The sequence below is a fragment of the Vibrio sp. KMM 9700 genome (assembly GCF_058545285.1).
This window is the reverse complement of the sequence record NZ_CM178589.1, coordinates 824764-837787: the sequence shown is the minus strand read 5'-3', so window position 1 is coordinate 837787 and position 13024 is coordinate 824764. Positions and strand designations below refer to the sequence as shown.

Genomic DNA, 13024 nt, shown 5'->3' with positions numbered 1-13024 from the left:
CATCTAGGCTATATTTAGTCTGAGGTATGATGAATTGAACCCAAAAGGACACTATTATGATCACAGCACTAGCACAAGTTGTTGACCTAAAAGCTAAAAAAGATGGTCAGCTGGTATATTTAAGCTGTGATCAGCAAACCACATGTAAAAGCTGCTCGTCGCAAGATTCTTGTGGCTCAGGCTTGGTAAGTAAAGCTTTAGTCAAAAAATCTCATAGTTGGCAAGTCTTTAGCGATAAAGATATTAAAGTTGGCGATCAAGTTGAAATTGGCCTGAGTGAAAAAAGCCTGCTTGAGTCGGCCTTACTTGTATATTTATTCCCGCTCTTGTGTATGATTATTGCCACTGCATTTGCTGTCATGTTTGAGCTAAGTGAAGGCTTGCAAATTCTTAGCTTTATTGCAGGCGGACTGTTCGGGTTTATTTTTGCTAAAAAAGCGGCAAGACATCCATATTTTTCTAGTCAATACAAGGTCGTTCTACTTCGTCACCTTGGCACATCGGTCTCAAATTTCAAGAGTATATAAATAGCTCTAGCAGCACGGCGTGAAATTCGGTAGAATCCCTGCATTATTTGCAAGCTAGTTTTAGAGCTTGCGCATCCTAATATTTTTTAAGAGTTCCCTACTAACCTATGAAGCACATTCGTAATTTTTCGATTATTGCCCACATCGACCATGGTAAATCAACCTTATCTGATCGTCTTATCCAAGTTTGTGGTGGCCTTTCTGAGCGTGAAATGGACGTCCAAGTTCTTGATTCAATGGATCTTGAGCGTGAGCGTGGGATCACAATCAAAGCGCAAAGCGTCACCTTGAACTATAAAGCAAATGATGGTGAAACTTACCAACTTAACTTTATCGACACCCCTGGACACGTTGACTTTTCTTATGAAGTGTCACGCTCACTTGCGGCTTGTGAAGGTGCTTTATTAGTTGTTGATGCTGGCCAAGGTGTAGAAGCGCAAACTCTTGCAAACTGTTACACAGCGATTGAGATGGATTTGGAAGTTGTGCCAATCCTAAATAAAATCGACTTACCAGCAGCCGATCCTGAGCGCGTGGCAGAAGAAATTGAAGAAATCGTTGGTATTGATGCGATGGAAGCGACTCGCTGCTCGGCAAAAACAGGTGTTGGCGTGGATGACGTATTAGAAAATATCGTCACAGCGATTCCTGCACCAGAAGGCGATCCGGATGCACCACTGCAAGCTCTAATCATCGACTCATGGTTTGATAACTATTTAGGCGTAGTTTCTTTAGTGCGTATTAAAAACGGCAAACTAAAGAAAAACGACAAAATCAAAGTGATGAGCACAGGCCAAGTGTGGGGTGTGGATCGCATTGGTATCTTTACACCTAAGCAAGTTGATACTGACGGTTTAAGCACTGGTGAAGTAGGCTGGGTAGTTTGTGGGATTAAAGACATCCTTGGCGCGCCAGTTGGGGATACCTTAACCCATGCTAAAGGCGGCAGTGACAAAGCACTCCCAGGTTTTCAAAAAGTAAAACCTCAGGTCTATGCTGGTCTGTTCCCTGTTTCATCGGATGATTATGAAAACTTCCGTGACGCGTTAGGTAAATTAAGTCTTAACGATGCATCACTTTTCTATGAGCCAGAAAGCTCAGCAGCACTTGGCTTTGGTTTCCGTTGTGGTTTCCTTGGCATGCTGCATATGGAAATTATTCAAGAGCGTCTTGAGCGTGAATATGATCTTGATTTGATCACGACAGCGCCAACCGTAGTGTATGAAGTTGAAAAAACTGATAAAAGTGTTCTTTATGTTGATAGCCCAGCCAAACTGCCAGCTATTAATGACATTGAAGAAATTCGTGAGCCAATCGCGCGCTGTAATATCTTAGTGCCATCGGATTACCTCGGTAATGTGATCACATTATGCGTTGAAAAACGTGGTATTCAGGTTGATATGGTTTATCACGGCAACCAAGTTGCATTAACATATGACTTGCCAATGGCAGAAGTGGTTCTTGATTTCTTCGATCGCTTAAAATCAACTTCACGCGGTTATGCATCACTTGATTATAACTTCCACCGTTATGAGCACTCCAATATGGTGCGTGTGGACGTTCTGCTTAACGGTGATACAGTTGATGCACTAGCGATTATCACGCATAAAGATCAAGCGCAAACCCGTGGTCGTCAATTGGTTGAGAAGATGAAAGAATTCATCCCTCGCCAAATGTTTGATATCGCAATTCAAGCGGCTATCGGTAACCATATCATTGCACGTTCAACCGTGAAGCAGTTACGTAAGAACGTCATCGCAAAATGTTATGGCGGTGATGTCAGCCGTAAGAAAAAGCTATTGAAGAAACAAAAAGAAGGTAAGAAACGCATGAAGCAAATTGGTAATGTTGAATTGCCACAAGAAGCTTTCCTTGCAATCTTACACGTTGGTAAAGACTAATAAATAACTCTCGGTCAAGCCTTTGCCTGAGAGTTAATTAACTAATTTAAATTATTAGGGAAAATAATGGCAAACCTATTTTCGTTGTTCTTGGTTGTTATCACCTTGATTACAGGTGTGATCTGGTGCTGTGATCGTTTTTCATGGCGTAAAAAGCGTCAGCAAAAACTAGAAGTTGCACAGACGCATACCCAATCAGCTTTAGATGAAGAAACCAAACAGAAAATCCTAGCGCAACCTGCTTGGGTTGAAAATACGGCTTCGATTTTCCCTGTAATTGCGATTGTTTTAGTCTTACGCAGCTTTATTTTTGAACCTTTCCAGATCCCATCAGGTTCTATGATGCCAACTCTGCTCGTCGGTGATTTTATTGCAGTTGAAAAATATGCATATGGAATTAAAGACCCTGTTTTTCAAAGCACTTTGATTGAAACGGGTAAGCCTGAGCGTGGTGACATTGTGGTATTTAAATACCCAGTGAACCCAAGTATTGATTACATCAAGCGTACAGTCGGTCTTCCTGGGGACACGGTACGTTATAACCCTGAAACCAAGCAAATTGCGATTAAAAAAGCGGGCAGCACTGAGTTTGAAGTGGTCGCGCAGATGGATCAAAAAGAAAGTGAGTTCTTGCAAGATAATGTTAATCAGCAGGAATTTTCAGAGCAGCTTGGCAGCGTTAAACACAAAATTCTAAAGTCACCAACACGTTATGATGCGGTGACCCAATACCAACCACGTCCAGGTCAAAATGAATGGGTGGTTCCTGAAGAGCATTACTTTATGATGGGCGACAACCGTGATAATAGCGCAGATAGCCGTTATTGGGGTTTTGTTCCTGAAAAATACTTAGTCGGTAAAGCCGTTGCTATCTGGATCAGCTTTGAGTTTGATCGTGATGATTCGAGCATTTTACCTTCATGGATCCCCACTGGTATACGCTTTAGCCGTATCGGTGGCTTAACATAATTGAGAGCATATGAATTCTCAGATAAAACGTCTTGAAACAAAAATTGGCTATACTTTTACTAATAGCGAACACCTAGAGCTGGCACTGACACACCGTAGTGCCAGCAGTAAGCACAATGAACGTCTTGAATTTTTGGGCGATTCAATTTTAAGTTTTGTCATTGCAGATGAACTCTATCATAGATTCCCTAAGGTTAACGAAGGGGACATGAGCCGTATGCGTGCAACTTTAGTACGTGGGCATACGCTGGCTGAAATTGGCCGAGAGTTTGAACTTGGAGATTACTTAAAATTAGGTCCAGGTGAGTTAAAAAGTGGTGGTTTTCGCCGAGATTCTATCTTAGCGGATGCAGTCGAAGCCATTATTGGTGCCATCTACCTTGATAGCGAAACTGAAAATGTTCGCAACATTATCTTAGCTTGGTATCAAGAAAGATTAGATTCGATTAAGCCGGGCGTGTCGCAAAAAGATCCGAAAACCCGTCTTCAAGAGCACTTACAAGGCAAACGTCAGCCTTTACCTGTGTACACTGTTGCACGCATTAAAGGTGAAGCGCACAACCAAGAGTTTACCGTCAATTGTGAAATCAAAGGCACGGATAAACTGGTTGTAGGCAAAGGGACGAGCCGTCGTAAAGCAGAGCAAGCAGCGGCTGAAATTGCACTGGATATGCTCAGCAATACTAAAGTGAAAAATAACGGCGAAGGTGCAGAATAATGCCAAAGCATGATGATGAAAAAGCAAAATCAATCGATCTTGCAAATGAGCAAGAGCTAGAAGATTTAAGTCAAGCTCCTGAAATTGACTTAGACGCATATTTTGCAGGTGAGTCAGAGCAAGAAGCCATTGTTTATGATGAAAGCGAGCAACACTGCGGTTTTGTCGCGATTGTTGGTCGTCCAAACGTGGGCAAATCAACACTTTTGAATAAGCTTCTTGGCCAAAAGATTTCGATTACATCACGTAAGCCTCAAACCACACGCCACCGTATTATGGGTGTGGATACCAAAGGCCCATATCAAGCCATCTTTGTGGATACCCCAGGGCTTCACATCGAAGAAAAACGTGCGATTAACCGTTTGATGAACCGCGCGGCAAATAGCTCACTTTCCGATGTGAACTTAGTACTTTTCGTTGTCGATGGTACCCATTGGACAGCTGATGATGAAATGGTGCTGAATAAGCTAAAAACAGCTAACTTCCCAACTGTTTTACTCGTCAATAAAGTTGATAATGTAAAAGATAAAAATGATGTCATGCTGCATATGCTTGATATGTCTGAAAAAATGGATTTTGTAGATATTATCCCAATTTCAGCTAAGCATGGTCGCAATACGGATGCAATTGAAAAGCATGTTCGTGCGCACTTGCCACAAGCTGTGCATCACTTCCCTGAGGAGTATGTAACAGATAGATCGCAACGCTTTATGGCATCTGAAATCATCCGTGAAAAACTAATGCGTTTTACAGGTGAAGAACTGCCTTATTCAGTAACCGTTGAAATCGAGCGTTTTGATTACAATCCTGATACTGATGGTTTTCGTATCAATGGTTTGATCTTAGTTGAGCGTACCGGTCAGAAGAAAATGGTGATTGGTAAAGGCGGAGAGAAGATCAAAACAATTGGTCGTGAAGCACGTCTGGATATGGAAGATTTATTTGGCCGCAAAGTTTATCTTGAACTTTGGGTTAAAGTTAAATCCGGTTGGGCTGATGATGAACGCGCATTGCGCTCACTTGGTTATATTGACGATTTATAATATAAGCCAATAGACATATTTAAATGAAAGGGGCCTTGTGCCTCTTTTTTTATGTGTAAGATTTCTCAATTTCTTAACTTGATTTGGCCAAGATTAACAGTTTTTATCAGAGAAAAATACCTCACTTGCTTTTTCCTTTATGCTTGATTTGTAAGCTTAACCAGGGAGGTCAGCGAATGATGTTTAAATACTTAGTTGTTGCCAGCATGCTTGGGATGAGTGTTGCCAGTCATGCGATTTCAAAAACGGATTCTTGGGATAAAATTCGAGCTGAGCTTAAAACTAGCGAGGTGATGCGCATGCAGACAGATGATGCTATTTTTAACCGTCATCAACTCTCTGCTTACGATGTTTGCGATCGAAAATATCAACTTACTTATACCAGACAACTGCAAACAAATGGTACACATAGCCCTGAGCTAAAAGAGACTAAAGTGCCAACTTTAACTCGCTCTTACCAAGTTCCTTTGTGTCAAAATCGGCAAGAGTAAGGCGCTTTATTTCGTCTATGCTACCGCTTAAGCTGACTTGGGTATATAATCAAACTTCTTTCATATTCAAATAAGATTTCATGTCAAACGCCCAGTCTAAACTTCAAGTGCAGCGTAGCTTCATTTTACATCGCCGTGATTATACCGAAAGCAGTTTACTACTGGATGTTTTCACCGAAGATCACGGCCGTATCAGCTTACTTGCTAAAGGTGCAAGACGCCCGCGTTCAGCGCTGAAAGGCATCTTGCAGGCCTTTACGCCCTTGTCTCTGACTTGGAGTGGTAAAAGTGGCCTTGCTACGTTACGTCAAGCTGAGGCGCTAAGTTTAGGCATTCCTCTATATGGCGTAAATCTTTATTCTGCTATGTATGTCAATGAGTTAATTGGACGTGTGATCCAACCTAATTCCCCATACCCTGAATTATTCCATGATTATCTCACCGTTTTAACTGAGCTTGCGCAGGCGTCAAACCCTGAGCCTGCACTGCGCCGTTTTGAGCTTGGACTATTACAAGCTTTAGGCTATGGCGTCGATTTTTTACATTGTGCGGGCACAGGTGAAGGGATAGATCCTAAAATGACCTATCGCTATCGCGAGCAAAAAGGTTTTATTGCCAGCGTAAGAATCGATCAACTGACATTTAAAGGCAATGAGCTCATAGCAATCAGTGAAAGACGTTTTTCAACCAAAGAAGAGTTACAAGCGGCAAAACGCTTTACTCGGATTGCCCTAAAGCCGTATATTGGCGGACAACCATTAAAAAGTAGGGAACTATTTATTCCCAGAACAAGGAGTTTACAGCAATGAAACCTATCTATTTAGGCGTGAATATCGATCATATCGCAACCCTAAGAAATGCCCGCGGCACAAGTTATCCTGATCCAGTGCATGCTGCTGAGATCGCAGAGCGTGCTGGTGCAGATGGGATCACGATTCACCTACGTGAAGATCGCCGTCATATTTTAGATAGAGATGTGAAAATCTTGCGTCAAACATTGCAAACGCGCATGAACCTTGAGATGGCGGTGACTGATGAAATGGTGCAAATTGCACTGGAAACCTTGCCTGAATATGTCTGCCTTGTACCTGAAAAACGTGAAGAGCTAACGACAGAAGGTGGCCTTGATGTTGCAGGTCAACTAGACAAAATCAAAGCTGCAACCGAAGCGCTATCACGCGCAGGGATCAAAGTTTCTTTATTTATCGATCCATCAAAAGAGCAAATTGATGCGGCAAAATATTGTGGCGCACCTTTTATTGAGTTGCACACTGGTCATTACGCTGAAGCAAAAACAGATCAAGAGATCGAAACTGAATTAGATAAAATTGCTCGCGCTGCAACCTATGCGGCAAGTCAAGGGATCACAGTTAATGCTGGGCACGGTCTGACGTATCATAATGTTGGACCAATTGCAGCCTTACCTGAGATTTATGAGCTAAATATCGGTCACTCAATTATTGGCCGCGCTGTGTTTGATGGGCTTGAAAAAGCGGTTCGAGATATGCGCGTTGAGATGCAAAATGCTCGTCAAAATAGCTGATTTTTTATAGCGAGCAGTTAGTTGAGCAAAACTCCTTTCCCCAAAGCAATACGGGGATGGAGTTTTAGCATAGGTTCTATTTAAAGCTATTCTTAGCTAAAAGAGTTATTCACCACAAGCGTTCGAAAAATTAAACCCAAAACTAGGATAAAATAATGCCTATACTTGGACTTGGAACAGATATATGCGATATTCGTCGCCTTGCTCAAAGCCTAGATAAATTAGGTGAAAAATTTGCGCAACGTATTTTAACTGAGCTTGAATTTTCTCAATATCAAGCTAGACAAGAAACATCTACTCAAGCCGCAACCGCATTTCTCGCCAAACGTTGGGCGACCAAAGAAGCCGCTTCAAAAGCCCTTGGCACAGGGATAGCCAAAGGGGTGAGTTTTCAAAATTTTGAAATCACTCATGACCAAAATGGAAAACCTATTTTACATTTAAACGCTAAAGCACTAGAAATTGCCACAGCTTTAGGGGTGACGTCTATTCATCTGTCGATTTCAGATGAGGTGGACTACGCCATGGCAACCGTGATTTTTGAAAACTAAATAAATTTGGAAAATAATATGACTAAGCAGTTTGAGCTTTTGGCACCCGGTGGTGATATAGATTCAATTAAGGCCGCCATCCTTGCCGGAGCCGATGCTATTTATTGTGGCTTGGATAAATTCAATGCCCGTAATCGCGCCGTAAACATTTCACTTGAAAACCTTCATGGTTTGGTTCGCCTAGCCCATGAGTATGATTGTAAGATTTTCATTACTTTAAATATCATCATTCTTGAAAATGAAGTGCCAGAAGTGGTGCGCTTGCTCAATAAGTTAGTCAATATAGATATTGATGGCGTGATCTTACAAGATCTCGGCTTATTTCATATTATTAAACAGCATTTCCCAAGTTTAGATGTGCATGCATCAACTCAGCTGAATACTCACAACCCAGGTCAGATAGATTTCTTAGCTCAGCTTCGCGCCAGTCGTGTAAATTTATCCCGTGAGCTCAATATCCATGAGATCAAACGTTTGGCTGATTATGGGCATGAGCGTAATGTCTTGATGGAAGTTTTCGTGCATGGCTCATATTGCATTGGCTTTTCGGGTTTGTGTTATATCAGCTCGGCTAAAAATGGTAACTCGGGCAACCGTGGTCGTTGTAGTCAGCCGTGCCGTGATCAATATCAGCCAACCAAAGCGGGGAAAAATTTTCCGCTTAATATGAAAGATAACTCAGCCTTTGATGATATGGCGCTTTTAGCGGATGCTGGGGTATATTCACTCAAAGTCGAAGGGCGAATTAAAAAGCCGCATTATGTATTTACTGTAGTGGACCAATGGCGCCACCAAATAGATAACTATTGTCAAAGCGGCGAAGTCAGCACAGATAAAGAAGCTCTATATAAAGTCTTTAACCGTGATTTTTCAAATGGCTACTTAAAAGGGACAATCAATAACAGCATGTTTATTGATAATCCGAGAGCAAACTCGGTGAAGCACTTTACTCAAGTTTATGAGTGTAAAACAGAGGATAGTGTGCAAGGTCTCAAGCGCAAACTCTATGATGAAAACACTCAAGTGATCCAAACCTTAGAAGCGCGCAGTGCCAAGTTAAATATCGACAAATTAAAGATTGCGCTACAAGTGTCAGGTCAGCAAGGTGAACCTTTATGCGTGAAAATTATCACCCAAAAGGCTACCCATACACTGAAATCTGAGACTTATTTGAATGCGAGTTCGCAATATGAACTTAGCCAAGCTGATTTAGAAGATAAATTTAAGCCGCTAACCAATGACAAGCAGGTGCTAACTTCGGTTGATGTGAGTGGGTTGGCAAAAGGTTTGATCTTGCCATTTAAAGAATTGACTCAACTGCGTGACAAGGCGATTGTTGCTTTAAATGGTGGCAAGCCATTGATTGCGCCAGTGGAGCCATTAAAACTTAGCCGTCATGCGCCGTTAACCAATGCGCCAAAGCTGAACGTTTTGCTTTCAAATGAGAAAGATATTCCAGTTTGCGTAGATAAAGGCGCGCAATTGTATTTTCATCTGCCAAGTGCAATGAAAGTAAACTTGAACAAACTGCTCAGCTTATTTGAAAAAAATCCAAGCCTTACGCCTTATTTTCCTGCGATCTTAATCGATGAGGATTTTGATGCTGCGGTTGAGTTTTTACGCCAAGTGCAGCCAACAAATCTTATCACCAACAATACTGGGATAGCGTTTGAAGCGGCAAAACTTGGACTTGGCTGGATTGCAGGGCCACAGCTTAACTTAACCAACTCCTATGCATTGGCTTGTATTGAAGAAGAGTTTGACGCAACGGGCGCTTTTATTTCAAATGAAATTAACAAAAAGCAAATGCGTCATATCGTTAGACCCAAGACAAAAAATGGCCCTGAGTTTAAAGTCTTTCATAGCATTTATCATCCGATTACTTTGCTGACTAGCCGTCAGTGTTTGTTCCATCAAACTGTCGGTTGTAAGATCAAAGCTTTTGATGAGAAGTGCTTGAAAAACTGCAAAAAACAAGCCTCGATTATTAACTTAAATACCGCGCATTATGTAATAGACAAGCAAAAAGGTGAGCACAACCATATGTTTAGTGATCATAACTTTTTGAACTTAGAAGTCTTAAATGATATTCCTGATTTATTTACAGATATCTTCATTGATTTACGTGATATTCAAACCCAAACGCAAGTTGCACTAGAGAAACCTGAGCTCATTGAGCTTTTTGCAAGCGCTATCGCGGGACAAGTGGAGAAAGTGCCAGCTGCTCAGGAAGAAAGCTTTACTGCGCTAAAACAAGCACTTCATCCAACGACCATGGCGCAATATAAAAAGGGCTTATAGTTAGTTTTTAGGACGTTTGATGTTAAGACGCCTGAGTGATTAATCCAAATACTCATGAGCTGCTTTGATGACTTTCTCCATTTCATCTTGCAGCTCAAAGAGCTCAGGCTCAATATCAAACACTTCTTTCCCCATACGCAAATTACTTTCAATCGTCGCGCATAAGCTTTGCATTTTCGGCACGCCAGAGTAGGCGCAACTGCCATGCAGTTTATGGATAATTGCGCTTAGCGCATCCTTGTGCTCATCAGGATCAGCAATCGCATCATCGATGAGTTGATCCACTTCTGGAATAAAGGCGACTAACATTTCGAGCATTTCGACGGCTAGATCTTCTTTACCCGCGGCTTGAATTAATGCTTTTTGCCAATCTATGCTTTGATTCTTACCTTCTTGATGCTCTAACCCTAGCACTTGCTCTGAAAGAAGAGCCTCGTTTATATCCGTTATAGCTTCTGGAACTTCAGATAAATCTGCACCTTTATGCCAGTAAATCAGGCATTGATATAAACGCTTTTCATCCAATGGTTTAGAAATATAATCATCCATTCCAAGGCCGATTAAACGCTCTTTTTCACCTTCAATTGCATGCGCCGTAACGGCAATACAAGGGGTGAATTGATTTAAATTGGTTTGACGTATGTATTTGGAGGCGGTGACACCATCCATTTCTGGCATTTGAATATCCATTAAGATCACATCAAAGTGATGTAACTTAGCTTGCTCTAATGCTTCTTGACCACTTTGGGCTAAGGTGACCCCTATAACCTGATCTTCAAGCAAGGCTTTTAACAGTTTTAAGTTGGCAAAGTTATCATCAACCGCTAGTACATGCATATTCAGCTTTACCTGCTTAGATGGCTCAATGACTTGGATTAACTCTTCTTCGTCACTTAAAAACTGAATCAGTTTGCGTCTTGCAATCGGCTTAGCGATACACTCAATAGGGTATTGATAGGTTAAGCTTTCTGACAGGGCAAGCTCTGTACTTGGCAGACCGACCATGACTTTTGTATGAGCATCAATAGCTTGGTCTAACATCGGGGTCAGCTGTTTGAGGTTAACTTCTTGATCTGTTGGCAGGTTAATCAAGCACAAGTCATAGTCTGCAAAGTTTGTAACATCATCAGGGTGAGCAAGATGGGTGATCTGTACTTTTAAGTCAGTCAGCTGTTGGAATAAGTGTTGCGCCGACTCTTCTCGAGGATCAACGAGTAGCAAACGGCGGTGAGCAAAGCTTGGCAGTTCAGTTTGTTTCGACTCTTGAAGCTCATTTTGCTCAAGGGTCAGATTAAAGTAAAAACTTGATCCTTGACCAACTTGGCTTTCAACATAGATTTCGCCACCCATTTGGCTGACAAGTTTCTGAGTGATCACAAGCCCAAGGCCTGTTCCGCCATAACGACGTGAAATACTTGCATCCGCTTGGCTAAAGGCTTGGAATAGTTGCGCTTGTTGTTTTTCCGAGATCCCTATTCCGGTATCTGATATTTTAAACTCAAGAGTGAAGCGGTTTTTTTCGCGCTCGATTAAGGCAACAAAAATTGAAATTGAGCCTTGTTCAGTAAACTTAATCGCATTGCCGACAAGGTTAGTGATCACTTGCCCAAGGCGTAGCGGATCACCAATTAATTGTGTCGGGACTTTTTGCTCAAACAATAAGCTAAGCTCTAAGCCTTTTTCATGGGCACTTGGTGCCTGCAAACTCAGCACATCATCAAGCGTATCTTGAAGATCGAATGGAATTTGCTCAAGGGTGAGCTTACCGGCTTCAAGTTTGGAGAAGTCTAAAATATCATTAATAATAGATAATAAATTTTGCGCTGATTTTTCAATGGTTTGCAAGTAATCTATTTGATTTGAATTCAGGCTCGTTTTGAGCATTTGGCGGGTAAAGCCAAGCACACCATTTAACGGCGTTCGTAATTCATGGGACATATTGGCTAAGAATTCAGATTTGACACGTGCCGCTTCTTGGGCGCGTTTTTTCGCAATATCTAGCTCAACGTTTTGGATCTCAAGCTGCTCTAAGGTTTCACGCAGATCCGATGTTGCCTGATCGATACTATTTTGCATCTCAACATGATAATCCGACAACGACACTGCCATCGAGTTGATACCCGTTTTTAAGGTATCGAGTTCACCATAAAGCTTGCCTTCAATTCGCACATCTAAATAGCCGCGGCGGATTTTATCCACCACACGCACCATGTTGGTGATTGGATAGGTAATGTCTTGCATCAAGCGATAGGCAAAGATACCAGCAAGCAAAACGCCGAGAAATAACACAGCAAGGGCAGAGAGGATTTCATGGTATTGCTGCAAGCGTAGCGAGGAGCGATCAAGCTCCATTGCCACATAACCTAGGGCTTGGTCTGATTTTACTTGATTCCCCGAGCTATCTAAAAATTGGCCTTCAGCTAAAATAGGCGCGCGTAAGATCAAGACATCATTTTGATTATCAATACTACTTAGTAGCGGAATCGGCTGAGTAGCATCAAATTTTAAGGCTTCAAAGTTGGGGTGGAAGTTTGAGGTCACAAAGAGATGATGGTTAGAATCAAACACAGCAATGCTGCGCACTATATCTGAATGCTTGCGATGTGCATAACTGATTAAACGGCGCACCGCTTCGCGGTTTTGCTCTGTCATGCCAAACTCACTCGCAATCGCCAGTGGCTCGACAATATTGGTACCCGATGTGATGAGCTGTTTTTCTAAATCATGATAACGATTGAATGTAAAAAAGGCACTTAATAATAAGCCGATAATAATCGTCGGAGCTAAGGTCAGAGTGATCACGCGTGCGCGTAAGCTATAGCGATTCGTCATGGAGAAGTCTGCAACCTATTTTATGAAGCTAAGAGTTTTGATAAAGCCATGGGTTTGAGTCTTGCCATGGGTCGAAATTGAATTAGTCAGCTTGTGCCTAACTTGCTATTATACATTAATTATACTCAAAATAACCGTGTAGCCTGAG

Annotated in this window: 11 protein-coding genes; 10 read left to right on the top strand and 1 reads right to left on the bottom strand. The window is 41.8% G+C overall.

The window, feature by feature from the left end; genetic code table 11:
* Positions 1–56: 56 nt before the first annotated feature.
* The 10 genes from AC2VOY_RS03785 (at position 57) to AC2VOY_RS03740 (ending at position 10044) form a co-directional block, all read left to right on the top strand.
* On the top strand, positions 57–527 hold the full coding sequence (locus tag AC2VOY_RS03785; RefSeq protein ID WP_491832307.1) for a SoxR reducing system RseC family protein: 471 nt from the start codon (positions 57–59) through the stop codon (positions 525–527).
* Between the two features lie 107 nt (positions 528–634).
* Positions 635–2428, top strand: coding sequence for a translation elongation factor 4 (gene lepA, locus AC2VOY_RS03780; protein ID WP_491832305.1), 1794 nt, complete (start codon positions 635–637; stop codon positions 2426–2428).
* A gap of 66 nt (positions 2429–2494) precedes the next feature.
* On the top strand, positions 2495–3397 hold the full coding sequence (gene lepB, locus AC2VOY_RS03775) for a signal peptidase I (RefSeq protein ID WP_491832303.1): 903 nt from the start codon (positions 2495–2497) through the stop codon (positions 3395–3397).
* Between the two features lie 10 nt (positions 3398–3407).
* Positions 3408–4115 (top strand): ribonuclease III, encoded by a 708-nt coding sequence (gene rnc, locus AC2VOY_RS03770; RefSeq protein ID WP_491832301.1) that lies wholly within the window; start codon positions 3408–3410, stop codon positions 4113–4115.
* Positions 4115–5158 carry a GTPase Era gene (era, locus tag AC2VOY_RS03765; RefSeq protein ID WP_491832299.1) on the top strand — a complete coding sequence of 348 codons (1044 nt, stop codon included), beginning with the start codon at positions 4115–4117 and terminating at the stop codon, positions 5156–5158. Before rnc ends, era begins: the two co-directional genes overlap by 1 nt.
* 176 nt (positions 5159–5334) lie before the next feature.
* Entirely contained in the window at positions 5335–5649 is a 315-nt protein-coding gene (locus AC2VOY_RS03760; protein ID WP_491832297.1) for a hypothetical protein, read from the top strand.
* An 80-nt stretch (positions 5650–5729) separates the two neighbouring features.
* Complete coding sequence (gene recO, locus AC2VOY_RS03755) at positions 5730–6458, top strand: DNA repair protein RecO (RefSeq protein ID WP_491832295.1); 729 nt, start codon at positions 5730–5732, stop codon at positions 6456–6458.
* Positions 6455–7192, top strand: coding sequence for a pyridoxine 5'-phosphate synthase (gene pdxJ, locus AC2VOY_RS03750; protein ID WP_491832294.1), 738 nt, complete (start codon positions 6455–6457; stop codon positions 7190–7192). The genes recO and pdxJ overlap by 4 nt, the downstream gene beginning before the upstream one ends.
* A 155-nt stretch (positions 7193–7347) precedes the next feature.
* Positions 7348–7743: a holo-ACP synthase gene (acpS, locus tag AC2VOY_RS03745; RefSeq protein ID WP_491832293.1), complete on the top strand. Its 396-nt coding sequence runs from the start codon at positions 7348–7350 to the stop codon at positions 7741–7743.
* A gap of 18 nt (positions 7744–7761) precedes the next feature.
* The gene (locus AC2VOY_RS03740; RefSeq protein ID WP_491832292.1) at positions 7762–10044 is read left to right on the top strand and encodes a peptidase U32 family protein; all 2283 of its coding nucleotides are present in this window, start codon (positions 7762–7764) and stop codon (positions 10042–10044) included.
* Between the two features lie 39 nt (positions 10045–10083).
* Here AC2VOY_RS03740 and barA read toward each other — a convergent pair whose 3' ends face one another.
* On the bottom strand, positions 10084–12876 hold the full coding sequence (gene barA / locus AC2VOY_RS03735) for a two-component sensor histidine kinase BarA (RefSeq protein WP_491832291.1): 2793 nt from the start codon (positions 12874–12876) through the stop codon (positions 10084–10086).
* Positions 12877–13024 lie beyond the last annotated feature (148 nt).